Raw genomic sequence first — 22,960 nt, 5'->3', positions numbered from 1 at the left:
TCCAATGCCTGTGATGTCTCATGCTCGCTGCCCTTTTCACCCGATGACCTCCACAAGGAGAAAGTTCGTGAGTCAATTGACTGGTACGGCCCCCGAGGCTGCGTGCGCGAATACCCTGGCTGAGCAGTTGCAGGCACTGGCAGTCGCGCGCGGCGTGCGCGTCACCACCGCCGAGTCGTGCACCGGAGGCGGGGTGAGTGCCGCGATCACGGCGATTGCCGGCAGCTCCCGCTATTTCGATGCGGGCTACGTGACCTATTCCAATGCCACCAAGCAGCGCCTGCTGGGGGTCAGCGAGGCATCGCTTGAAACCTTCGGTGCCGTCTCAGAGGCGGTCGTGTGCGAGATGGTGCGCGGCGCCTGCCGCGATAGTGGCGCTGAGCTGGGGGTGGCGATCAGCGGTGTGGCCGGCCCCGGCGGGGGAAGTGACGAGAAGCCCGTCGGCACCGTGTGGCTGGCGTGGGGGAGCGAGGCGCGCCAGCAGGCACGCTGCTGTCACTTTTCCGGCGACCGGCAGGCCGTGCGCGACGCCGCCGTGCGGGAGGCGCTGCAGGGCTTGATCGAGCGCGTGGAGGCCTTGCAGATCGGCACCGAAGACTTGTGAGCCCGATGCAAGCCCCGCATTGAGGGTGCTGCCTGAAAAAGCGCATCACCGGACTGGCAGAGTGACGCAACTTGCGGCATTATACTGTCCATGTATACAGGGTTTTGCCATGACACCTCAGCCGCTAGTCTGACGGTGTCTGCTCAGCTCTCAGTGACAGAATTCTCTATTCCAGGTGGCAGCCCGTGTGGCTCCGCCGTTCGACAGGAGGCCACATGGCAAAGGACGACAATCGTACCAAGGCGCTGAACGCGGCGCTGTCCCAGATCGAGCGCCAGTTCGGCAAGGGCGCCGTCATGCGCATGGGCGATGCCCCGCGTGTGGCCATCCCGTCGGTTTCCACCGGTTCTCTGGGGCTGGATATCGCACTCGGCATCGGCGGCCTGCCCTTCGGACGCGTGGTCGAGATCTACGGTCCGGAATCCTCGGGCAAGACGACACTGACCCTCTCTGTCATCGCTCAGGCGCAGAAGCAGGGCAAGGTCTGTGCCTTCATCGATGCCGAGCACGCGCTGGATCCGTCCTACGCCGAGAAGCTGGGCGTCAATCTGGACGAGATGCTGGTCTCCCAGCCGGACACCGGTGAGCAGGCGCTCGAGATCGTCGACATGCTGGTACGCTCCGGCGGCGTTGACGTCATCATCGTCGACTCCGTGGCAGCACTGACGCCGCGTGCCGAGATCGAAGGCGAGATGGGTGACTCACACGTCGGCCTGCAGGCGCGTCTGATGTCCCAGGCACTGCGCAAGGTGACGGGTCACATCAAGAACGCCAACTGCATGGTGGTGTTCATCAACCAGATCCGCATGAAGATCGGCGTGATGTTCGGCAGCCCCGAAACCACGACTGGCGGTAACGCACTGAAGTTCTACTCCAGTGTGCGTCTGGATATCCGTCGTACCGGTTCCGTGAAGTCCGGTGATGAAGTCACCGGTAACGAGACCCGCGTCAAGGTCGTCAAGAACAAGGTCGCGCCGCCGTTCCGTCAGGCCGAGTTCCAGATTCTCTACGGCAAGGGCATCTATCATGCCGGTGAGGTGATCGACCTGGGTGTGCAGTGTGGTCTGGTCGGCAAGTCAGGCGCCTGGTACAGCTATCAGGGCAGCAAGATCGGTCAGGGCAAGGCCAACTCCGCCCAGTACCTGGAAGACAATCCCGCCATCATGGAGGAGATTGAAGCCCAGATCCGTGCCCAGTTGCTGGCAGCACCGGAAGCCAAGGAAGAGCCGAAAGAGACCGCGGCCGCCGAGAGTGAAGACGACCTGGATATCGATCTCGATTGAGGCTCGTCCCGAAGAAAGAGCAAGAGCGCCAGCCGCCAGGCTGGCGTCATCGCACCGTATCGTTTCCGGCTCGGTGAGATGACCCCAAGGCGCCCGCCCCGATGACTCGGAGGCGGGCGCCTTGCGTTCACGTCCATCGATGTCCTTCTGCTCAACTCCGGGAGCATGACCATGCACGATGACAGCGCTGAAATGAGTGGGCCTGAGTATCAACCGCTCGACTCAGGCGCGATGACGCCGCAACGGCGTGCGCGCAATGATGCCATCGCGCGCCTGGCGCGCCGCGAGCATAGCCGCCGCGAGCTGCACGACTATCTCAAGGAGCGTGACTACCTGCGGGCGGTCAGCGATGACGAGTTGGCAGAGCGCCAAGCCGCGGGCGAGGAGGGCGCGCAGGCGGCCTTGAGTCGCGATGAGGTCGAGCTGCTGATCGAGGAGGTGCTGGAGCGCATGGCCGAGGAGGGCCTGCAATCCGATGAGCGCTTTGCCGCCAGCTTCCTGCGGACGCGCGTCCTGCGCGGCCAGGGACCGAGGCGTATCCAGCAGGAGCTGCGCCAGCGTGGTATCGATAGCGAGACGCTCAATGCCGTGATGCGTGCCGCCAGTGACCCGACGCCGGATGCCTTCGGCCATGTCGAGGCGGTGGATTTCTTCGAGCTGGCGCGCGAGACGCTGGCCAGGCGCTTCTCCGGCCCCGGCGAGGGACACAAGGAGCGCGCACGGCGCGAACGCTTTCTGCTCCAGCGCGGCTTCGACTATGAGCAGCTGCGCTATGCCATGGAGTCCGCCTGGAGTGATGAGGGGGAATAAGGCTAGCGGGTGGCTGTTTGGCTCTCATGACGCGCAAACCGGCGCTTCAAGACATTTCCCCCCCTTTAGCTTGCGCGAACAGGCGTTATACTAGGTCGTCTTGCGACGGCACGGGGCAGGCGCCTTCTTTCATGCTTTTCATTGCACCTCCATGCATACCCACATGGATGAACATGCAGAAACCATGCGGAAGTCATGCAGAAGACCCCCGGAGCGTCTTTACGCACATCGCTACGGAACCTCTATGAAAAGCGCAGAAATCAGAAACGCCTTCCTGACCTATTTCGAGAAGCAGGGCCATACCATCGTTCCCACCAGCTCCCTGGTGCCGAACAACGATCCGACCCTGCTGTTCACCAACGCCGGCATGGTGCCCTTCAAGGATGTCTTCCTGGGCCGTGACCCGCGTGGCTACAGCCGTGCGACCTCCGCGCAGCGCTGCGTGCGCGCCGGTGGCAAGCACAATGACCTGGACAACGTCGGCTATACCGCCCGCCACCACACCTTCTTCGAGATGCTGGGCAACTTCAGCTTCGGCGACTACTTCAAGCGCGAAGCCATCCAGTTCGCCTGGAAGTTTCTGACCGAAGAACTCGGCCTGCCGAAGGAGAAGCTGTGGGTCACCGTGCACGTCAGCGATGACGAAGCCCGTGACATCTGGTTCAACGAGGTCGGCATCGACCAGAACCGCTTCTCGCGTCTCGATGAGGACAACTTCTGGCAGATGGGCGACACCGGTCCGTGTGGTCCGTCCTCCGAGATCTTCTATGACCACGGCGAAGATGTCGCCGGTGGCCCGCCGGGCAGCCCGGACGAGGATGGCGATCGCTACATCGAGATCTGGAACCTGGTCTTCATGCAGTTCGACCGTGACGCCGAGGGCACGCTGCACCCGCTGCCCAAGCCGTCCATCGATACCGGCATGGGTCTGGAGCGTGTCGCGGCCGTGATGCAGGGCGTGCACTCCAACTACGAGATCGACCTGTTCCAGAATCTGCTGGCCGCCGCGGCCGAGATCATCGGTCACGACAACATCGCCACGCCGTCACTGCGTGTAGTGGCTGACCACATCCGCTCGTGCGCCTTCCTGATCGCCGATGGGGTGCTGCCGTCCAACGAAGGCCGTGGCTACGTGCTGCGTCGCATCATCCGTCGCGCCGTGCGTCACGGTCACAAGCTGGGCGCGCGTGGCAGCTTCTTCTACAAGCTGGTCGCGGCTCTCGACAGCGAGATGGGCGATGCCTATCCGGAACTGCGCGCCGCTCGCGAGCAGATCGAGCGTGTGCTGCTCAAGGAAGAAGAGCAGTTCGCACGTACGCTGGAACACGGCATGAAGCTTCTGGAAGAAGCCATCGCTGGCCTCGAGGGCAATACCCTCGACGGCGAGACCATCTTCAAGCTCTACGACACCTACGGCTTCCCGTATGACCTGACCGCCGATATCTGCCGCGAGCGCGAGCTGATCCTCGATGAGGCAGGTTTCCAGGCGGCCCTCGAAGCACAGCGTGATCGCGCCCGTGCCGCCAGCAACTTCGGCGGCGACTACTCCGCCAACCTGGTGCTGGAGGGCGAGACCGTCTTCACCGGTTACGACCAGCTGGAAGGGGAAGCCACCGTCACCTCGCTGTTCGACGCCGAAGGCAATGCCGTCGAGCAGCTCGAGGTGGACACCAAGGGCATCGTGGTGCTCGATACCACCCCGTTCTACGGCGAGTCAGGCGGTCAGGCCGGCGATACCGGTTATCTGCATCTGGATGGCGGCCGCTTCCAGGTCAGCGATACCCAGAAGCAGACCGGCCATCACCTGCACCACGGTGTGCTGATCGAGGGCGCTCTCAAGGTCGGTGACAAGGTGCGTCCGCAGGTCGATGCCGAGCTGCGTGCGGCTTCCGTGCGCAACCACTCCGCCACGCACCTGCTGCACGAAGCGCTGCGACTGGTACTGGGGGAGCACGTTCAGCAGAAGGGCTCGCTGGTCACGGCCGAGCGTCTGCGCTTCGACTTCAGCCACTTTGAGGCGATGACGGCCGAGCAGCTGTCCGAGGTCGAGCGCATCGTCAATGCGCAGATCCTGGCAAATGCCGAGACCACCATCGAGTTCATGAGCCTCGATGAGGCCAAGGCGCGCGGCGCAGCGGCCCTCTTCGATGCCAAGTATGGTGAGGAAGTTCGCGTGCTGACCATCGGTCAGGATGCCTTCTCCATCGAGCTTTGCGGCGGGACTCACGTCAAGCGCAGCGGCGACATCGGCCAGATGCATATTCTCGCCGAGACAGGCATCGCGTCCGGCGTGCGTCGTATCGAGGCCATTACCGGTCGCGCCGCGCGTGACTTCCTGCTCGCGCAGGAAGCGACTCTTGCTCGCCTCGGTGAGCGCCTCAAGGCCAAGCCGGAGCAGGTCGAGGAGCGCGTCAGCAGCCTGCTGGAGCGCAATCGCGGCCTCGAGAAGGAGCTTGAGCGCCTCAAGGCCAAGCTGGCGTCCGCTTCGGCCAGCGACATGCTCAGTGACATCGCGGATGTCCAGGGCATCAAGGTGCTGGCCAAGCAGGTCGAAGGCGTCTCCGGCAAGGAGCTGCGCGGCCTGATGGATGACCTCAAGTCCAAACTCGGCTCCGGCATTCTGGTGCTCGGCGTCGCGGACGGTGACAAGGTCAGCCTGATCGCCGGTGTCACCGACGACCTGACCTCGCGCGTCAAGGCGGGGGATCTGGTGCGCCACGTGGCCGAGCAGGTCGGCGGCAAGGGTGGTGGTCGTGCTGACATGGCCCAGGCCGGTGGCAGTGACGCCGCTTCGCTTCCGGGCGCACTGGCCGGTGTGCCATCATGGGTAGACGCCCAGCTGGGCTGACAGTACAAGATGAAGGCCGGGCTCCTCTTGAGGAGACCCGGCCTCTTTTTGGGCTCACATGAGCTTCATGTGGGGACAACGCAAACGGACACGGATAACGGAAACGCACATGGCGCTATACGTTCAGAAGTTCGGAGGCACTTCGGTCGGCTCGGTGGAGCGGATCAAGGCCGTCGCCGAGAAGGTCAAGCGATTCCGCGATGAAGGCCATCAGATTGTCGTGGTCGTCTCTGCCATGAGTGGCGAGACCAACCGACTGATCGGTCTCGCCAGCGAGATCAATGATGACCCGACACCGCGCGAGATGGACATGCTGGTCTCCACCGGCGAGCAGGTCACCATTTCCCTGCTGGCCATGGCGCTGCAGAAGATCGGCGTCGACGCGACCTCCTACACAGGGGCGCAGGTGGGCATCCGCACCGATAGCGCGCACACCAAGGCGCGTATCCAGCACATCGATACCGATGACCTGCGTGAAGACCTCGACGATGGCAAGGTGGTCGTGGTGGCAGGCTTCCAGGGTGTCGATGAAGAGGGCAACATCACGACGCTGGGTCGTGGTGGCTCTGACACCACCGGTGTCGCCCTGGCTGCCGCACTGAAGGCGGATGAGTGCCAGATCTACACCGATGTCGATGGTGTCTATACCACTGATCCGCGCGTGTGCTCCAAGGCACGTCGTCTGGAAACGGTGACCGTCGAGGAAATGCTGGAAATGGCGAGCCTGGGCTCCAAGATCCTGCAGATCCGTTCGGTGGAATTCGCCGGCAAGTACAATGTTCCCCTGCGTGTGCTGTCTTCCTTCGAGGATGGCCCGGGTACCCTGATCGTCGCTGAGGAAGAAGACAACATGGAAGAACCGCTGATCTCCGGCATCGCCTTCAATGTCAACGAAGCCAAGCTGACTCTGCTCAACACGCCGGATATCCCGGGTGTCGCTTCCAAGATTCTGGGCCCGATCGCCGATTCCAACATCGAAATCGACATGATCGTCCAGAACGTCTCTCCGGACGGCAATACCACTGACTTCTCCTTCACCGTCGCCAAGACCGACTTCAAGGCGACCCAGCGCATCCTGACCGAGACGGTGATTCCGTCCGTCGGTGGTGGTGAGATGCGCGGTGATGACAATATCGCCAAGGTCTCGCTGGTCGGTGTCGGCATGCGTTCTCACGCCGGTGTCGCCTCCAAGATGTTCCGCGTACTGGCAGAAGAAGGCATCAATATCCGCATGGTCTCCACTTCAGAGATCAAGATTTCCGTCCTGATCGACGAGAAATTCATGGAGCTGGCGGTTCGCTCCCTGCATACCGCTTTCGGGCTGGATGCAGAAGCGATCAGTGACGAGACTGCCTGAGTACCACCACGGAGCGTGCAGCAAGGAAGTCGTAAAGACACCGACAATCAATGACTTGCTCAAGTCGTGAAGCGTCGGTGCCCAGGCTGGGGACATTGGTCTGGCTGACGTGCGGCACCTGAAGTCGATAGCGCCCGATGTATTTTCTGTCATTCTTCGGAATGTCAGTCTGTGCATCGGGCGCTTTCATTCAACGTGTCTATCGGGTGTGATGAAGGTATGGCATTGGCCGTCGGAGCATGCATAGCGCATAATTCGAGCTTCATGCATCAGGGTGGTCGACTTGTCCCGGTCGATTGCCGCCTCCACATCCCGTTGAAGTCCCAGCTGTTTTGAATTTCTGACAAGGAGATAAGTCATGCTCATCCTGACCCGTAGAGTGGGTGAAACTCTGATGATCGGAGACGACATCACTGTCACCGTTCTCGGAGTGAAAGGTAATCAGGTGCGTATCGGTGTGAACGCGCCCAAGGACGTTGCCGTCCATCGAGAAGAGATCTATCAGCGCATCCAGCGTGAGAAAGAAGACAACGGCGATGCCATCGCCTGACGGCATGCTGCGCCTGCACGTCGCACAACCCTGCACGACCCGATGAACGCCAGCCATTGTCCCCATGGCTGGCGTTTGCGTGTGTGGGTCTGGCGCAGGCGAGGGCAGTCCGCCTACCCCATGAACAACGACGTACTTGCTTCCATGAGCAGCGGCTCATGCGGGGTGATGAGAGGGTGGCTTGTTCAAGTCTGTGTTCCGTAAGGGAAAAATTTGGCTTTTTTCTCAAAAAGGGGGAGACAAGCCGATTCTGGTTCGGTAATATGCCCGCTCCCTCGAACGAGACGCGACGACAGGCTAGCCATCGTCATGTTCTGGTTCATGCGGGGAGATTGCTTGGGGGCGCGCAGCCTCGAGCCTGTCGTCGAGTGGTGATGAGATGTTCAGCATCGAAGCCAAAAAATCGACACAGGGGCTGGACAAAGCCCAATCAAATGAGTAAGATATGCGCCGTACCTGATGAGGAGAGGTGGCCGAGTGGCTGAAGGCGCTCCCCTGCTAAGGGAGTATAGGGTTTATAGCCCTATCGAGGGTTCGAATCCCTCTCTCTCCGCCATTAGGTACAAATGCAGTAAGATGCGCCCTTAGCTCAGCTGGATAGAGTACCTGACTACGAATCAGGCGGTCGGAGGTTCGAATCCTCCAGGGCGCGCCACTGCAACGCAAGACATGAAGTTGGCAAGACGCAGTACTCGTACGATAAAGTCCTGAAGTCATTTGAAATGCTCAGGCCACAGATTTCAAGGTTTATGCGCCCTTAGCTCAGCTGGATAGAGTACCTGACTACGAATCAGGCGGTCGGAGGTTCGAATCCTCCAGGGCGCGCCAATTGAAAAACCCGCTTCACTGAAGCGGGTTTTTCTTCGTCTGAAGAAAAGTCAGGCAATGAAAGAAGTCAGGCTTTGAGGCCAGGTTCTGAAACAAGGCTCTGAAGCAAGGCTCTGAGGCAAGGTCAGCACCGAGTGATCGCCGCCTGCACGGCCCCGATCCCCGCATTGCTGATTATCTGAGTGTTCTACCGCTTTCCTTGACTGTGATGTCACGCCTTCGGGCGCCCTTTTCGCGAGGGGCGCCCTTTTTTTGGTTCGCTGATCGGGACAGCGAGCGGATCGGGTGTTGGCCGGTGCTGATGTTCAGGTTTCGGTTCCAGTTCAGGCTCCAGTTCAGGCTCAGGCCGGGGTGGTCACGGCTTCTGCTTTCGATGCCTGCGGCGACTCTGGTACCTGAACCGATTCCGGCATGCGAGTCACTGAGGTGAGAAGACTCGGTGCCAATCCCAGCCCAGTGTCGGCCACCAGTCCGGTGAAGAACTCAGCGCGCCCCTTGTGGCGTTTGATGGCCTGGAAGCGGTTCTCGGCTTCTGCGTTGCCGCTCTGGCGCATCATGTTCATCCACTGCTTGAGCAGAGGCACCATTACCTTGTCGGGGAGGTGGGCGCAGCGTTCAGCGTGAGAGAGCAGCACCTGCGCACGCTGTGTCCAGTCCGTCTCGGGCAGCAGTTCGCCGGTCGCCTGCCAATGCTTGATGCGCGCTGCCAGGAAGGGGTCGGCCAAGGCGGCACGCCCCAGCATGACATCGCGACAGCCTGACAGGGAGCGCGCCCGCCAGTAGCAGTGCATGTCCCAGATATCGCCATTGGCGACCACTGGAATGGAAAGCTCGGAGGTGATCTTGCCGATCCATTCCCAGTGCGCCGGCGGGCGATAGCCTTCCTGTTTGGTGCGCCCATGTACCACCAGCTGAGTCGCACCGCCTGCCTCGGCCGCCTGGGCGCAGGCCAGCGCCAGGCGCCGATCATTGAAGCCGAGACGAATCTTGGCTGTGACCGGTACGCCCGTGCCCTCGAGTGCCTTGCGCACGCCCTCCACCGCGCGGAAGACGCGTTCCGGTGAGCGCAGCAGCGCCGCGCCGCCATCATGTCGGTTGACGGTCTTGGCCGGGCAGCCGAAATTGATATCGACGCTGGGGGCACCCAGGCGCGCCGCGACCCGGGCATTGATGCCCAGTGCCTCGGGGTCGGCTCCCAGCAGCTGCAGGGCGACCGGGGTCTCGTGTCGTGTTCGTGCCGTCTGTATCGGAGAGGCGTCGAGCAGCTCCGGACAGATGCGCTTGAAGACGCGCGGCGGTAACTTGACGTGGGTCACGCGCACGAATTCCGTCACGCACCAGTCGTAGCCGCCAAGGCCGGTGAGACATTCGCGCGTGATGTCATCTATCACGCCTTCCATCGGCGCGATGCCGATGCGGCCGGCCCGCGCGAGGGCCTGTGGGGTCAACGATGGTGTCATTGCAATTGCCGTGGAATCAGGCACTTTAGAGCGACCAACAAGCATTGAATGCAGCTGCATGGGCATACCGACAGAGGCTATCGGCGGCGGAGCCTATCCGTCGTGCCGTGTCCGGCGTGACCGAAGACATTGGCGTTCAGCGCAGGCGCTGCGCCGTAGTGCGGCTCGATAACGAGAAAGACTCGAGGACACTGGCATGCAAGAGAATGATCTGCTCGGTGAAGGCTTGAACCTGATGGTGTTCGGGATGGGGTTCGTGTTCGTGTTTCTAAGTCTGCTGGTGGTCGCCATGATGGCGATGGCCAAGCTGGTGGATCGCTTCGCGCCCGCACCAGCGCCCGCAGCGCCAGGTGTTGCGCGGGCGCCGGCTTCCCCGGCCCCTGCGGCAGAGGACGACAGCGAACTGACGGCCGTCATGGCCGCGGCGATTCATCGCTTCCGGCAGGACCAGCACCGGCACTGACGCTTTCGCGGCTTCGCCGATAGCGTCTGACCACTGCCAAGAATAGCAGGCGGCGATTCTATCACGAGCAGTACGGTGGGTAGACCTCCCCCCGAGTGCAATATTCTGTGCTTCAGGCTGACGCAACAGGCTGCCTGCAGCGCGCGCAGAACTCGATATCCACAATATAAAGAACAAGGGATCACTCATGGACAAGCAACCGCTGGGCATCACGGATGTGGTACTGCGCGACGCGCATCAGTCACTGCTGGCCACGCGCATGCGCCTCGATGACATGTTGCCGATCGCCGCCAAGCTGGACGACATCGGCTTCTGGTCGCTGGAGAGCTGGGGCGGCGCGACCTTCGACGCCTGCATTCGCTACCTGGGCGAAGACCCCTGGGCGCGCATTCGTGCCTTGAAGGAAGCGATGCCCAAGACCCAGCAGCAGATGCTGCTGCGCGCCCAGAACCTGCTCGGCTATCGTCATTACGCCGATGATGTGGTGGATACCTTCGTCAAGCGTGCCGCGATCAGCGGTGTCGATGTCTTCCGTGTCTTCGACGCCATGAATGACCCGCGCAACCTCGAGCGTCCGCTCAAGGCGGTGCTGGATCAGGGCAAGCATGCCCAGGGCACCATCTCCTACACCGTGAGCCCCGTACACACTCTGGAGATGTGGGTCGAGCTGGCACAGAAGATCGAGTCCATGGGCGCCCAGTCACTGGCGATCAAGGACATGGCGGGCCTGCTGACGCCGTACACCGCCTATGAACTGGTCTCGCGCCTCAAGGCGAGCCTGTCGATCCCGATCCACATGCAGTGCCACGCCACCACCGGGCTTTCCACCGCCACGGCCCTCAAGGCCATCGAGGCGGGCATCGACAATGTCGACACCTCCATCTCCTCGATGTCGATGACCTACGGCCATAGCCCGACGGAATCCGTGGTCGCGATGCTGGCGGGTACCGAGCGCGATACCGGGCTCGATCTCGAGAAGCTCGAGGATATCGCGGCCTACTTCCGCGAAGTGCGCAAGAAATACGCGGCCTTCGAAGGCAGCCTGCGCGGTATCGACTCGCGTATTCTGGTTGCCCAGGTGCCGGGTGGCATGCTCACCAACATGGAAGGCCAGCTCAAGGAGCAGGGCGCCGGTGACAAGCTGGATGACGTGCTCGCCGAGATTCCGCGTGTGCGCAAGGACCTGGGCTACATCCCGCTGGTGACCCCGACCTCACAGATCGTCGGCACCCAGTCGGTGATGAACGTGATGATGGGCGAGCGCTACAAGTCGATCTCCAAGGAAGTGCAGGCGCTGCTCAAGGGCGAATATGGCGCGGCGCCGGCGCCCTTCGACAGTGAGCTTCAGTCCCGCGTGCTGGAAGGCGCCGAGCCGATCACCTGCCGCCCGGCAGACAACCTGACGCCGGAGATGGAGCGTCTGCGTGAGGAGCTCAAGGGCAAGGCCAGCGAAGAAGGCATCACGCTGGAAGGCGGCGAGCGCGAGACCGATGACGTGCTTACCTACGCGCTGTTCCCGCAGATCGGCCTCAAGTTCCTGCGCAACCGTGGCAACCCAGATGCCTTCGAGCCCGCGCCGCAGGCTGTCGATGACAAGGCGTCCAAGGCCGCCGCAGCGCCGGTCTCCAGTGCTCCGGCCGTCAGTGCTCCTGCCGCGTCCAGCGGTCCGCAGACCTACACCCTGAACGTCAACGGCAAGCAGTATGTGGTCGAGGTCGCTGAAGGCGGAGACATCACCCAGGTGCAGGCCAGCGCGCCAGCAGCTCCGGCAGCCGCAGCGGCACCTGCCGCTCAGGCCGCCTCCGGTGAGCCGGTAAGTGCGCCGTTGGCGGGCAACATCTTCAAGGTCAATGTCAGTGTCGGTGACAGCGTGGCCGAAGGGGATGTGGTCATCATCCTCGAGGCGATGAAGATGGAGACCGAGATCCGTGCCCACCAGGCTGGTACCGTCTCCGCGGTGAAGGTCAAGGAAGGCGACAGTGTCAGTGTCGGCGACGTTCTGATCACCCTCTGAGCCGGTGTGTCCGGCCCGTCGTCATGCACGGCGGGCCGGTCGGTGATGCTCCTCTGCAAGGCGACACGACATGGACAAGATACTCAACCTCTGGCACGGCTCGGGGCTCTACAACATGAGCTTCGGCCAGCTGGCGATGATCGTCATCGGCCTTGGCCTGCTTTATCTGGCGATCCGCAAGAACTTCGAACCCCTGCTGCTGGTGCCGATCGGCTTCGGCGGCATTCTGGCCAACATCCCGGAAGCTGGGCTGGCGCTATCTGCCGCCGAGCAGGCGGCCCATCTCGGCAAGCCGGAGCTGCTGGCTTCGATGGCCAATCTGCTCAACGTCAACATCGCCAGCCTGCCGCTGGATGAGGCACGCCACGCGGTAGAGCAGGCGCTGCATGGCGAGATTCCCGCCGCGCTCAAGCAGCAGGCCAGCAACATGGCGCTGGATGGCGGCTTCTCCAACGGCATGCTCTACAGCTTCTACAGCGTGGCGATCGCCTCTGGCATCGCGCCGCTGGTGATCTTCATGGGCGTGGGCGCGATGACGGACTTCGGCCCGCTGCTGGCCAATCCCAAGACCCTCTTCCTCGGCGCGGCGGCACAGTTCGGCATCTTCGCGACCCTGCTGGGCGCAGTGGCGTTGACCTCGATGGGCCTGATGGACTTCAGCCTGCAACAGTCGGCGGCCATCGGCATCATCGGGGGTGCGGACGGCCCGACCTCCATCTATGTCGCCAGTCTGCTGGCGCCGGAGCTGCTGGGCGCGATCGCCGTGGCATCCTACTCCTACATGGCACTGGTGCCGATGATCCAGCCGCCGATCATGCGCGCGCTGACCACCGCCAAGGAGCGCAGCCTGGTCATGACCCAGCTGCGCCCGGTGTCCAAGACCGAGAAGATCCTGTTCCCGCTGGTGCTGCTGATCATGGTGGCGATGCTGCTGCCGGACGCCGCACCGCTGCTGGGCATGTTCTGCTTCGGTAATCTGATGCGCGAGTGTGGCGTGGTGGAGCGTCTGTCGGATACCGCCCAGAACGCACTGATCAACATCACCACCATCTTCCTGGGACTGTCGGTAGGCTCCAAGCTGCAGGCCGACAAGTTCCTGGCGGTGGAGACGCTGGGCATTCTGGCCCTCGGCGTGGTCGCCTTCGGTATCGGCACGGCCTGCGGGGTACTGATGGCCAAGCTGATGAACAAGGTCTCCAAGACGCCCATCAACCCGCTGATCGGGTCGGCCGGTGTCTCGGCGGTGCCGATGGCGGCGCGTGTCTCCAACAAGGTCGGGCTCGAGTACAACCCGCACAATTTCCTGCTGATGCATGCCATGGGGCCGAACGTGGCCGGCGTGATCGGCTCGGCGGTTGCCGCGGGGGTGATGATCAAGTACCTCGGCTGATCGTCTTTGCAGCACTGATACGACAACGCCCGCCATGGCTATCATGGCGGGCGTTGTCGTATCTGGGGCCTTCATCAGCGGCGCTTTATCTTGTCTCGGCCGAGGGACGGGAGGGCGTGATAGAGACGGTGCGTTGGCTCGGCTGCATGCGGGATGCCGGGTCATGGATGGCTTGCCATAGGCTCAGCAGAGCGGCGCGATCGACGCGTTGGCTGGGCAGCCGCTGGCTGTCCTGCAACGCCTGCCAGTCCCCGTCCGAGGTCTCGCGAGCCAGAGCGAAGCGGAAGGGGTGATAGCCGGGCGAGCCCAGGCGTGTATCGGTCACGGCCAGCAAGGTCTCTCCCTGTGGCGTCTTCTCACGTTCCGCTCGCAGATAGGGCGCCGCGAACCAGCGCAGACGCTGGCCATCCTCCAGCTTCGCGACCTCGGCATCCAGCGCTGGCTGGCGCGGGAAATCGCGGCGTGCGAGAGACGCCAGCTGCGCGTCGGAGTCGAACACGCTGACCATCCATTCATGATCCGCCTGCGGTGTGGTCGCACTGACACGCCACAGCAGGCTGTTGAAGGGAGTCGGCTGCACCATGCGCGGGGCGTCGGCGAAGCCCTGGCTGGCCAGCAGCGGCGCCACGCGATGTTCGACCCAGCTCTTGGCGGCCAGCCCCCAGCCCAGATAGAAGCTCGAGAGCATGAGACCCGCGCTCAACAGGTGCCCGGCGCGACCACGAATCGCCACCCACAGGCCGGTGATCAGCAATGGCAGGGTGTACAGCGGGTCGATGATGAAGACGCTGGCCAGACTGATGGGGCGGCTGGGCCACGGCCACAGCAGCTGGGTGCCGTAGGTGGTGAAGCTGTCCAGCAGCGGGTGGGTGACCAGGCACAGCACGCAGTAGACGATCAGCCGGCCACGGCCGAGGCTCGCCAGACGTGGCAGGCGCGCCAGCAGCCAGCCGAGCACGATGCCCAAAAGCGCCAGCACCGGCAGGGAATGGCTGAAGCCGCGATGATGGGTGTAATCGGCGACCGCGTCGCCGTAGTCGATCATCACGTCGAGGTCGGGCAGGGTGCCGAGTGCCGCACCGCCGAGCAGTGCATAGCGGATGGCCGCGCCGCGTTTCGGGCTGGGCAGGCGACGAATGGCCGGCGTCATGACGGCGCCGCCAACGACGGCTCCGAGACAGATCTGGGTAAGGGAGTCCATGCGTGGGCTACCTGTGAGGAAGAAGAGGGCGGGAGTCGTGGGTTAAGGCGTCAGTCATCTGCGCGGATCGCTGCCAGGGCGCCCGGCTCGGCCCAGCGCGGTCCGGCATCCAGCACGCGTGCCTGCACCGGGCAATCATCACGATGACAGCCGGGCAGATAGCCGCAGCTCATCAGCAGCTCGTTGACGATCTCGGGGCCGGTGAAGCGGAAGGTCTTCTTGAACAGCTTGATCCAGGCGGACAGCGGTTGTGGGTGATGGGTATCCAGCCAGGCGCTGAAGCTGCCGTGGGTATCCTTGAGCTGCATCACCACGCCTGCGTTGTGGATCACGGCATTGATCTTGAGTCGGTTGCGAATGATGCCGGCATTGCTGAGCAGGCGCGCGCGATCCTCGTCCCCGTAGGCGGCGATGCGCGCGATGTCGTACTCCTCGAAGGCCTCGCGGAAGGCCGCGCGCTTCTTGAGTACCGTCAGCCAGGAGAGGCCGGCCTGATTGATCTCGAGCACGAAGCGTTCGAACAGCACTCGGTCATCGCTGACCGGAAAGCCGTATTCATGGTCATGATATGGGCCATGAATCGGGTGCTGGGGAGCATTCTCGCAATAGGTGCTGGCGGTGACGACGTCGGCCATCAGTCCTCCTGTACCGCGAAGCGGCCGCTGCCGAGAAAGACGACGGCCAGAGCGCTGGCGAGGAAGAAGCCTTGCAGTTCAAGCGCCCAGCCGCCGGAGGGCGACACGCTCAACAGCTGGCCCATGTGCGCCACGGCAAAGGCGAACAGCATGTTGGCGACCACGATCAGGCCCGCGATGCGTGAGTGCACGCCGAGCACCAGCATGATGGGCGCGATGATCTCGCCGATATAGACGCCATAGGCCACCACGCCCGGGATGCCCAGATTCTCGAGCTCGCCGGCGATCCAGCTCAGCGTGCCGCCGTCACCAAGCAATTTCGAGAGGCCATGAAACAGCAACAGCAGGCCCAGCATCAGGCGCAGTATCAGCTTGCCGAGGTCGTCATTTTCGAGAAATTGCACGATAGAGCTCCTTGCTCAGCGGTCGTCGGGCTTGCTCAGTAGTCGTCGGGCTTGCTTAGCGGTCGTCGGGATACAAGGCGGTTGTCTCAGGCATTGGGGTTGTCCACCAGAATGCGCGAGAAGCGCACGATCTCGGCATTGCGGTTGGACCAGCCAAGGCGCTCCCAGAAGCGATGAGCGTCATGGTTGTCGTGTAGGGTATCCAGATGCACCTTGTCGATGCCTTCGCAGGCCAGGGCTGCCAGACAGCGGTCGACCAGCGTGCTGGCGATGCCCTGGCCACGCATGTCCGGCGCCGTCATCACATGCTGAAGATAGCCGCGCTTGCCGTCATGGCCCGCCATGGCGCAGCCGACCAGGCGCTCATCGAGAAAGGCCAGGTGGCTCATGCCGGGGTTGCGCGCCAGATAGCGGGCGACAGGGGCATGGCGGTCGGCATCGCGGATGACCACTCCCGGGGTCGCCTCCATCATGGCGATGAAGGCAGGGTGGTCTTCCGGTGTCATTGGGCGATAGGTCAAGGTTGGCATCGTGTGTCCTGGCAAACGGCGGTCGTCGGGGATGCCATATCCTATCAGTCCCTCGGGATATCGAAATGCCCAGGCTGCGCCGCGACACGTGCCAGCCACGCCTGAATGGCGGGATAGTCATCCAGCGCGAAGCCGCCTTCATCGGCAACATGCGTATAAGCATAAAGGGAAATGTCGGCGATCGTGAATCGCTCCCCGACCAGCCAGTCATGCTCGGCGAGGTGGTGCTCCATCACGCGCAGGGCGCGCTTGCCGCCCTCCTGCTTGGCGGCGTACTCGGCGCGGCGCTCATCGGGGAGGCCGAGGTAGCGGTTGATGAAGCGGGCGGTGGCGATGTACGGCTCATGGCTGTACTGCTCGAAGAACTGCCACTGCAGCACCTTGGCGCGCAGGAAGGGGTCACTCGGCAGGTAGTCGCTGCCATCGGCGAGATAATTCAGGATGGCGTTCGACTCTGACAGCGTCTCGCCGCGGTGCAGCTCCAGCAGCGGAATCTTGCCATTGACGTTGCGGGTCAGAAATTCCGGCGTGCGGGTGTCGCCGGCCAGAATGTCGACCTCGATGTAGTGATGATGGCGTTCGAGCAGGTGCAGCAGCAGCTCGACCTTGTAGCAGTTGCCGGAGCGGCGATCACCGTAGAGTGTCAGCATGCAGGGGGCGTCCTGTGCGAGCGTGGAATTGGCGTCTCGACAGTCTAACCAACCTCGCCCGCATGAACAGTGATTATTCGAACAGTGTTCGACGCTCTGGCGTCATTCGTGTACTCCGGACGCAGGCCGAAGGGCAGCCGAGGATCAGCCGAGGATCATCACCACGCAGGAAGCGGTCAATACGCCCATCACGCGGTTGAAGATCTTCCAGGCGCGCTCGGTGTTCAACAGGCGCCCGATGGCGGTCCCGAAGCCCGCCCACAGCGAAATGCATGGCAGCGCGACCAGCTCCGCGAAGCCTGCCAGCAATACGGCGTTGAGCAGTGCCGGGCCTTCCTCGGGCAGAAAGCTCGCCATCAGCGCCATGCCCATCACCCAGGCCTTGGGATTGGCGAACTGGAACAGGCTCGCTGCGAGAAAGGTCATCGGGCGTGCATCCTGCTGGCTGGCGAAGTCAGGGGGCGGGGCGGTGGCGATCTTCCAGGCCAGATAGAGCAGGTAGGCACTGCCCAGTACCTTCAGCAGCGTCTGCACGATGGGATATCGCTCGAAGACCAGCCCCAGCCCCAGCGCGATGGCGATGAACAGCACCAGGCAGCCGATCAGGATGCCGAAGATATGCGGCAGGGTGCGCCAGTAACCATAGTTGGCCCCCGAGGCCGTCAACATCACGTTGTTGGGGCCTGGCGTCAGGGTCATCGACAGCATGAAAAGCGTGGCGGGGGCCAGAAAGGCGAGGGATTCCATGGGTGTCCTTCAGCGTGGTGGGCGTTGTCGAGGTGGCTCGTATGATTGTATGGGTTCAATTTGCAGGTGCCGGCACATTCGCGTGTTTTGTGGCTTGTTGGCGGCATGTTTTGAGCATAATCTGATGACAATTACCGTCAACAGGTTTTTTGTCACCATGACAATGTGGATTCCGACCCTAGACCCCGCCATGCCGCGTTACCGTGCGCTGGCGGAGGCCATCCGCCTCGATATCGCCTCGGGTCAACTCAAGGAAGGCGAGCGATTGCCGCCTCAGCGGCGACTGGCGGACGCGCTGGGCGTGACCATCGGCACGGTGACGCGAGGCTACGCCGAGGCCGAGCGGAGTGGCCTGGTATCGGCGCGTGTCGGGAGCGGCACCTACATCAACGGCGCCAACCGGAGCGCGCATGGATCCTTCAGCAGCTTCGGGCATGCCCTGCGTGCCAGCAAGGCATATGGATTGGCGGCAGAGCAGGAAGGGGCGCTGCCGGCAGCGTCCGGCGTGATCGATCTCACCATGAGCCTGCCACCGCCTCACCCCGCGCGGCAGCAGGGAATGGCGGCGGCGCTGGCCGCGATCAGCCAGTTGCCCGAGGCCTTGCAGCGCAGTGTCGAGTATCAGAACGAATTCGGGGACGCCAGCCACCGTCAGTTGCTGGCAAGCTGGATGGGCGAGCTCGGCATGCCCGTCGACCCCGAGGAGCTGATGCTGACCCAGGGCGGCCAGAATGGCATCACGCTGGCGTTGTCGGCGCTGCTGGCGCCCGGGGATGCCGTGGTCACTGGCGCGCTGACCTATCCCGGGCTGATCGTCGCCAGCGCCGAACGTGGCCTCAAACTGTTGCGGGTGCCGCTGGACGAGGACGGCATGGACGTCGAGGCGCTGGCGCGGCTGTGCCGTCAGCAGGCGCCCAGAATGGTCTATGTGATGGCCGAGCAGAACAATCCGGGCGCGGCGCAGTTGTCTCATGCACGGCGCGAGGCCCTGGTCGCCCTCGCGCGCCAGCATGACTTCTGGATTCTGGAAGATGGGGTGCAGTATCTGCCCGACGAGGAGTGCGGCACGCGGCTCTATCAGATGGCGCCGGAGCGCACCCTGTATGTCTTCAGCACCTCCAAGTTGCTGGCCGGCGGCCTGCGCCTGGGCGTATTGCGAGCGCCGGTGGAGGTACTGACACGCATCGGCGCAGTGCTGCGCAGCCACAGCTGGATGGTGGCGCCGCTGTTGATGGAAACGGTCTGCGCCTGGCTGACCAGCGGCAACGCGACACAGCTGGTGGAGTGGCAGATGGAGGAGATGCGCGCGCGCCAGAAACTGGCCTGCACGCTGCTGGCGGAGTGGGCGCCGGCGGCGCGGCCGTCCTCGTTCGATCTGTGGCTCGAGTTGCCGGAAGGGCAGCGTAGTCAGGCGATGGTCGCGTCATTGGCCGGGCGGGGTGTGCATGTCACCAGCGCCGAGCCCTTCTGTGTCGGCAATGAGCCGCCGCCGCAGGCCATCCGGCTGTGTCTGAGCGCTGCCGAGAGCCGTGAGGCGCTGACCCATGCGCTGGGCATCGTGCGCGAGCAGCTGCAGGCGCCGCCTGCGCTGCGCCCCATGACGCTCTAGCGCTTCGCCGCGCTCACTCCTTGCTGGTGACGGACTCCTGCGCCAATCTGGCCTGCTTGAGCGGCACGCCCCAGCGATAGCCGCCGAGCCCGCCATCGCCGCGCACCACACGATGGCAAGGCGTCAGCAGAGCCAGCGGGTTGGCACCACAGGCATTGGCGACGGCGCGGCTGGCGGTCGGCCGCTCGAGCGCCTCGGCCAGCTGGCGGTAGGTCAGGGTATCGCCGCACACGGTGGCGTTGAGCTGCTGCCAGACGCTCAATTGAAAGGCGGTGCCACGCACATCCAGCGGCAGTTCGAGCAGCAGCGCATGACTGGTATCCGGTTGCTCACACAGGGCGAGCAGCCGTGCCCCCAGTGAGGCATGCAGCAGGCGACTGGCCGCGTGAGCGTTGCCGTTCTGCCCGTCTGTCTCTGCCTCCATCTGCTGCCAACTGGCTCTGGGCAGGCGTGCTTCCAGCGCCTGTTGGCCTGCCTCACGACTGTCACTGAGCTGTATGACGACCACGCCGCGCGCGCTGAGTCCTGCGCTCAGCCAGCAGGATTGCTCAGGGACACCGAAGCGACATGGCCAATGCAATGCCAGCAGGTCTTCTCCCTGGCCGCCAGAACGACGGGCTCTGGGCGTGATGCCATCCTTGCGCGCATAGGCACGGCTGCTGGAGCGATAGCCGGCGGCGATGATCGCCTCGGTCACGCCATGGCCCTCTTCCAAAAGCGCATGGAACTGCATCTGGCGCAGACCCGCCGAATACTCGGATGGTGACAGGCCCAGCAGTGCCGTGAAGCGGCGCTGAAGATGCGAGGCACTTATCCTGTGCTCCGCAGCCAGGCATGCGAGTGTCGGGGTGGGCTCGCCTGCGGCGACGGCCTGTTCCAGCTGCCGACACACCGTCAGTGGCCAGGGCGAGGCGGGGGGGGAGTCAGCATTCGCAGGTGTCGAGCGGGCGGCAATGGAGGCGCATGAATATGAGGCGTTCGATTCCGGCATCGTCGGTGCTCCAGACGTGGCGCTGGCGGGATGGCGAGTCTGCTCGTCGACCTGAGGGCGATCAGGCTTGTCGGACTGCTCAGGATGACAGCGCCGACAGGCGCGCATGCCCGCGGCTCGCGCCGCGTGGGCGTCGGCAAACAGGCGCAGGTTGTCGCGGCGTGGCGCTGGGGATGGGCAGCCGATACGGCAGAAGATGCCAGTGGTGATCACGCCGTAGCGCAGCGCCTCCCCGGCGATCGGCTGGCGCGCCAGCAGACGCTGCCAGATGGCCTCATCGCACCCTTGAGCGCCGCCAGCGGCAGGTGGTGCCGTCATCCCTGCCGCTGTCTTTTCGCCGGACACTGATGTCATCGTTCATCTCGCTGTGCAAGGTTCACGATCAGTATCGCCATACGCTCGGGGCGGTGCACTCCGTATCTTGTGCTGACTGTCAGGATCGCGCTCGCAGCGCTTGCCGGGAGTCGCTCAGAACTCGAGGGATTCCTGGCGCTTCTCTTCTTCTTCGGCCTGCTTGCGCAGCTTCTTGCGGATGGCGGCCTTGTGGAAGCGCAGCTTCTGTTCCTGGGTTTCCAGGTTGAGCGGCGGCACCGGCACCGGCTGGCCGTTGGTGTCGACCGCGACCATGGTCAGATAGCAGCTGTTGGTATGGCGGATCAGGCGACCCTGGATGGATTCGGCGACCACCTTGATGCCGATCTCCATCGAGGAGCGGCCGACATGATTGACCGAGGCCAGGAAGGTGACCAGCTCGCCGACGTGGATCGGCTGCTTGAAGCGCACCTGGTCCACCGACAGAGTGACGACGTAGCTGCCGCTGTAGCGACTGGCACAGGCGTAGGCGACTTCATCCAGCTTCTTGAGGATGGCGCCACCGTGCACCTTGCCACTGAAGTTGGCCATGTCGGGGGTCATCAGCTCGGTCATGATCAACTGATGCTGGCCGGGCAGAGCTTCGTTGAGGGCGGTCTGTTCTGGCTGGTTCTCGCTCATGGGGGCGTCCTTCAGGCACGGGCCTGTCAGGTGAGTGGGAGCTGTCAGGGGCTCTCAGGTGAAGCAATGGCTCTGGCATGTTGCGCAGAGAGGGATAATGGCTAGTCTGCGGGATTCGTGACGTCTTGGCACCCCGTGAGCGGCATATCAGCTATCTATAAACGACCTTGCCCCCACAGTCGCCTGTGGGGGCAAGGGGCTTGCGGGATCATCAGCCAGGCTATCTGAATGGCTGGCTGAAAAGACTAGCTGACACCGCTGTCAGGCAGGTATCAGAGCAGCGTCAGACCCAGCGAGATGATAATGCCGGTCACCAGCAGCTGCACCAGGCAGAAACCCATGATGTCCTTGGCCTTGAGGCCGGCGATGGCGAGCACCGGCAGTGCCCAGAAGGGCTGCAGCATGTTGGTCCAGGCATCGCCCCAGGCGACGGCCATGGCGACGCGTGACAGGTCGGCACCCAATGCCTGAGCGGCGGGAATCATGACCGGTGCCTGCACGGCCCACTGGCCGCCACCGGAAGGCACGAACAGATTGACGATACCGGCACTGATGAAGGACCAGAACGGCAGGCTGTCGGCGGTGGCAATCGACACGAAGCCTTCGGACAGTGTGGCGGCCAGTCCCGACTGCACCATGATCGCCATGATGCCGGCGTAGAAGGGGAACTGGATGACGATGCCTGCGCCACCCTTGATGGCTTCATTCAGGCTGTCCAGCAGCTTGCGCGGCGTGCCATGCAGCACGATGGCCAGGAACAGGAAACTGAAGTTGATCACGTTCAGGTTCAGCCCGCCGCCACGGATCACGAAGTGATCCACCAGCCAGGCGAGGCCGAACAGCCCGACGACCCAGGCGAGAATCGGCGAGTTCTCGAGACGCTCGGCGGGACGAGGTTGGTCGCTGATCTCGGTGTGCTTCTCCTCGAGCAGGGCCGGGTCCACGTACACGCTTTCCTTCTCGAAGGGCATCATGGCGCGATTGACCAGCGGCATGATGATCAAGAGCGCCGCGACGATGGCGATGTTGAAGAAGGCAAAGATGGTGTCCGAGGTGGGCACGATGCCGATGCTGTCTTCGGTGAAGTGGCCTGCGGTAGCGATGGTCAGCGGAATCGAGCCCGAGATGCCCGCATGCCAGATCACGAAACCGGAGTAGGCACTGGCGATCAGCAGGCGGTAATCGACCTTGATCATCCTGGCCAGCTGCTTGGCGAACAGTGCCCCGATGACCAGCCCGAAGCCCCAGTTGATCCAGCTGGCGATCAGCGACACGAAGGTGACCAGCATGATGGCGCTGCCGGGCGTTCTGGCCAGCGAGGCGATGCTGGCCAGGCCTTTCTTCACCGGCGGGGTGTTGGCGAGCATGAAGCCTGAGATCAACACCAGCAGCATCTGCATCGAGAAGGTCAGCAGATTCCAGAAGCCGTCGCCCCAATAGCGCATCACCTCGGCGGGGGAGCGCTGTTCGATGAGCATGGCGGCTGCCGCTGCAACGACGGTCAGCAACAAGACGAAGATATAGGGGTCAGGCAGATAGCGCTCAACCAGCTTGACGGCTGGCCGTGATAGCGATTGCAGCATGTGAGAGTCC

The 22,960-nt window shown here is 63.2% G+C and carries 20 protein-coding genes and 3 tRNA genes; 13 read left to right on the top strand and 10 right to left on the bottom strand.

Annotated features, from left to right (window positions below; all coding sequences use genetic code 11):
- Window positions 1-67 precede the first annotated feature (67 nt).
- The 9 genes from F8A90_RS15430 (at window position 68) to F8A90_RS15390 (ending at window position 8,280) form a co-directional block, all read left to right on the top strand.
- Window positions 68-604, top strand: coding sequence for a CinA family protein (locus tag F8A90_RS15430; protein ID WP_442778874.1), 537 nt, complete (start codon window positions 68-70; stop codon window positions 602-604).
- Window positions 605-819: 215 nt separating this feature from the next.
- A complete protein-coding gene (gene recA / locus F8A90_RS15425) occupies window positions 820-1,887 on the top strand; it encodes a recombinase RecA (protein WP_166018647.1) in 1,068 nt (355 codons plus the stop codon).
- A 171-nt stretch (window positions 1,888-2,058) separates the two neighbouring features.
- A complete protein-coding gene (locus F8A90_RS15420; protein WP_442778873.1) occupies window positions 2,059-2,697 on the top strand; it encodes a regulatory protein RecX in 639 nt (212 codons plus the stop codon).
- Between the two features lie 244 nt (window positions 2,698-2,941).
- Window positions 2,942-5,545, top strand: coding sequence for an alanine--tRNA ligase (gene alaS, locus F8A90_RS15415; protein ID WP_200017837.1), 2,604 nt, complete (start codon window positions 2,942-2,944; stop codon window positions 5,543-5,545).
- A 109-nt stretch (window positions 5,546-5,654) separates the two neighbouring features.
- A complete protein-coding gene (locus tag F8A90_RS15410) occupies window positions 5,655-6,902 on the top strand; it encodes an aspartate kinase (protein WP_043332939.1) in 1,248 nt (415 codons plus the stop codon).
- A gap of 358 nt (window positions 6,903-7,260) precedes the next feature.
- The gene (gene csrA, locus F8A90_RS15405) at window positions 7,261-7,452 is read left to right on the top strand and encodes a carbon storage regulator CsrA (protein WP_043332937.1); all 192 of its coding nucleotides are present in this window, start codon (window positions 7,261-7,263) and stop codon (window positions 7,450-7,452) included.
- Between the two features lie 463 nt (window positions 7,453-7,915).
- Window positions 7,916-8,008, top strand: a tRNA-Ser gene (locus tag F8A90_RS15400).
- Window positions 8,009-8,030: 22 nt separating this feature from the next.
- Window positions 8,031-8,107: transfer RNA gene (locus tag F8A90_RS15395), tRNA-Arg, on the top strand.
- A gap of 96 nt (window positions 8,108-8,203) precedes the next feature.
- A tRNA-Arg gene (locus F8A90_RS15390) sits at window positions 8,204-8,280 on the top strand.
- Window positions 8,281-8,621: 341 nt separating this feature from the next.
- On the opposite strand, the gene F8A90_RS15385 is transcribed toward F8A90_RS15390, so the two are convergent.
- Window positions 8,622-9,680, bottom strand: a complete 1,059-nt coding sequence (locus F8A90_RS15385) for a tRNA dihydrouridine synthase (protein ID WP_200020078.1) — start codon at window positions 9,678-9,680, stop codon at window positions 8,622-8,624.
- Window positions 9,681-9,936: 256 nt separating this feature from the next.
- Here F8A90_RS15385 and F8A90_RS15380 point away from each other — a divergent pair, with 256 nt between their 5' ends.
- The 3 genes from F8A90_RS15380 to F8A90_RS15370 all read left to right on the top strand — a co-directional run bounded on the left by F8A90_RS15380 (window position 9,937) and on the right by F8A90_RS15370 (window position 13,607).
- Entirely contained in the window at window positions 9,937-10,203 is a 267-nt protein-coding gene (locus F8A90_RS15380; protein ID WP_166018649.1) for an OadG family protein, read from the top strand.
- 187 nt (window positions 10,204-10,390) lie between these two features.
- Window positions 10,391-12,217 (top strand): sodium-extruding oxaloacetate decarboxylase subunit alpha, encoded by a 1,827-nt coding sequence (gene oadA / locus F8A90_RS15375; RefSeq protein ID WP_200017836.1) that lies wholly within the window; start codon window positions 10,391-10,393, stop codon window positions 12,215-12,217.
- A 70-nt stretch (window positions 12,218-12,287) separates the two neighbouring features.
- Window positions 12,288-13,607 carry a sodium ion-translocating decarboxylase subunit beta gene (locus F8A90_RS15370; RefSeq protein ID WP_192839147.1) on the top strand — a complete coding sequence of 440 codons (1,320 nt, stop codon included), beginning with the start codon at window positions 12,288-12,290 and terminating at the stop codon, window positions 13,605-13,607.
- An 85-nt stretch (window positions 13,608-13,692) separates the two neighbouring features.
- On the opposite strand, the gene F8A90_RS15365 is transcribed toward F8A90_RS15370, so the two are convergent.
- From F8A90_RS15365 to F8A90_RS15340, 6 genes are all read right to left on the bottom strand, one after another.
- Complete coding sequence (locus F8A90_RS15365) at window positions 13,693-14,808, bottom strand: metal-dependent hydrolase (protein ID WP_200017835.1); 1,116 nt, start codon at window positions 14,806-14,808, stop codon at window positions 13,693-13,695.
- A 50-nt stretch (window positions 14,809-14,858) separates the two neighbouring features.
- The gene (locus tag F8A90_RS15360) at window positions 14,859-15,443 is read right to left on the bottom strand and encodes a DNA-3-methyladenine glycosylase I (RefSeq protein WP_200017833.1); all 585 of its coding nucleotides are present in this window, start codon (window positions 15,441-15,443) and stop codon (window positions 14,859-14,861) included.
- Complete coding sequence (locus F8A90_RS15355; protein WP_325096925.1) at window positions 15,443-15,847, bottom strand: DoxX family protein; 405 nt, start codon at window positions 15,845-15,847, stop codon at window positions 15,443-15,445. Before F8A90_RS15355 ends, F8A90_RS15360 begins: the two co-directional genes overlap by 1 nt.
- Window positions 15,848-15,933: 86 nt before the next feature.
- A complete protein-coding gene (locus F8A90_RS15350) occupies window positions 15,934-16,377 on the bottom strand; it encodes a GNAT family N-acetyltransferase (protein ID WP_153636581.1) in 444 nt (147 codons plus the stop codon).
- 44 nt (window positions 16,378-16,421) lie between these two features.
- Window positions 16,422-17,027 (bottom strand): glutathione S-transferase family protein, encoded by a 606-nt coding sequence (locus F8A90_RS15345; RefSeq protein WP_166018654.1) that lies wholly within the window; start codon window positions 17,025-17,027, stop codon window positions 16,422-16,424.
- A 144-nt stretch (window positions 17,028-17,171) separates the two neighbouring features.
- Window positions 17,172-17,774 carry a LysE family translocator gene (locus F8A90_RS15340; protein ID WP_176677998.1) on the bottom strand — a complete coding sequence of 201 codons (603 nt, stop codon included), beginning with the start codon at window positions 17,772-17,774 and terminating at the stop codon, window positions 17,172-17,174.
- 157 nt (window positions 17,775-17,931) lie between these two features.
- Between F8A90_RS15340 and F8A90_RS15335 the strand changes: the two genes are divergently transcribed.
- Window positions 17,932-19,383, top strand: a complete 1,452-nt coding sequence (locus F8A90_RS15335; protein ID WP_200017832.1) for an aminotransferase-like domain-containing protein — start codon at window positions 17,932-17,934, stop codon at window positions 19,381-19,383.
- Window positions 19,384-19,396: 13 nt separating this feature from the next.
- On the opposite strand, the gene F8A90_RS15330 is transcribed toward F8A90_RS15335, so the two are convergent.
- The 3 genes from F8A90_RS15330 to F8A90_RS15320 form a co-directional block, all read right to left on the bottom strand.
- The gene (locus tag F8A90_RS15330; protein ID WP_200017830.1) at window positions 19,397-20,728 is read right to left on the bottom strand and encodes a methylated-DNA--[protein]-cysteine S-methyltransferase; all 1,332 of its coding nucleotides are present in this window, start codon (window positions 20,726-20,728) and stop codon (window positions 19,397-19,399) included.
- Window positions 20,729-20,842: 114 nt separating this feature from the next.
- Window positions 20,843-21,367 (bottom strand): acyl-CoA thioesterase, encoded by a 525-nt coding sequence (locus F8A90_RS15325; protein WP_166018658.1) that lies wholly within the window; start codon window positions 21,365-21,367, stop codon window positions 20,843-20,845.
- Between the two features lie 272 nt (window positions 21,368-21,639).
- Complete coding sequence (locus F8A90_RS15320) at window positions 21,640-22,950, bottom strand: short-chain fatty acid transporter (RefSeq protein WP_200017828.1); 1,311 nt, start codon at window positions 22,948-22,950, stop codon at window positions 21,640-21,642.
- Between the last annotated feature and the right edge of the window lie 10 nt (window positions 22,951-22,960).

Origin of the sequence: Cobetia sp. cqz5-12 (genome assembly GCF_016495405.1) — a bacterium.
Lineage (GTDB): Bacteria > Pseudomonadota > Gammaproteobacteria > Pseudomonadales > Halomonadaceae > Cobetia.
This window is presented reverse-complemented; position numbering and strand designations above follow the sequence as displayed.

Coding starts and splice junctions, on each gene's coding strand:
- F8A90_RS15360 (WP_200017833.1), bottom strand. CDS start 15,443: ATGGCCGACGTCGTCACCGCCAGCACCTATTGCGAGAATGCTCCCCAG.
- F8A90_RS15340 (WP_176677998.1), bottom strand. CDS start 17,774: ATGGAATCCCTCGCCTTTCTGGCCCCCGCCACGCTTTTCATGCTGTCG.
- oadA (WP_200017836.1), top strand. CDS start 10,391: ATGGACAAGCAACCGCTGGGCATCACGGATGTGGTACTGCGCGACGCG.
- F8A90_RS15365 (WP_200017835.1), bottom strand. CDS start 14,808: ATGGACTCCCTTACCCAGATCTGTCTCGGAGCCGTCGTTGGCGGCGCC.
- F8A90_RS15325 (WP_166018658.1), bottom strand. CDS start 21,367: ATGAGCGAGAACCAGCCAGAACAGACCGCCCTCAACGAAGCTCTGCCC.
- F8A90_RS15410 (WP_043332939.1), top strand. CDS start 5,655: ATGGCGCTATACGTTCAGAAGTTCGGAGGCACTTCGGTCGGCTCGGTG.
- F8A90_RS15345 (WP_166018654.1), bottom strand. CDS start 17,027: ATGCTGACACTCTACGGTGATCGCCGCTCCGGCAACTGCTACAAGGTC.
- F8A90_RS15420 (WP_442778873.1), top strand. CDS start 2,059: ATGCACGATGACAGCGCTGAAATGAGTGGGCCTGAGTATCAACCGCTC.
- F8A90_RS15385 (WP_200020078.1), bottom strand. CDS start 9,680: ATGGAAGGCGTGATAGATGACATCACGCGCGAATGTCTCACCGGCCTT.
- recA (WP_166018647.1), top strand. CDS start 820: ATGGCAAAGGACGACAATCGTACCAAGGCGCTGAACGCGGCGCTGTCC.
- F8A90_RS15330 (WP_200017830.1), bottom strand. CDS start 20,728: ATGACATCAGTGTCCGGCGAAAAGACAGCGGCAGGGATGACGGCACCA.
- alaS (WP_200017837.1), top strand. CDS start 2,942: ATGAAAAGCGCAGAAATCAGAAACGCCTTCCTGACCTATTTCGAGAAG.
- F8A90_RS15370 (WP_192839147.1), top strand. CDS start 12,288: ATGGACAAGATACTCAACCTCTGGCACGGCTCGGGGCTCTACAACATG.
- csrA (WP_043332937.1), top strand. CDS start 7,261: ATGCTCATCCTGACCCGTAGAGTGGGTGAAACTCTGATGATCGGAGAC.
- F8A90_RS15380 (WP_166018649.1), top strand. CDS start 9,937: ATGCAAGAGAATGATCTGCTCGGTGAAGGCTTGAACCTGATGGTGTTC.
- F8A90_RS15320 (WP_200017828.1), bottom strand. CDS start 22,950: ATGCTGCAATCGCTATCACGGCCAGCCGTCAAGCTGGTTGAGCGCTAT.
- F8A90_RS15335 (WP_200017832.1), top strand. CDS start 17,932: ATGACAATGTGGATTCCGACCCTAGACCCCGCCATGCCGCGTTACCGT.
- F8A90_RS15350 (WP_153636581.1), bottom strand. CDS start 16,377: ATGCCAACCTTGACCTATCGCCCAATGACACCGGAAGACCACCCTGCC.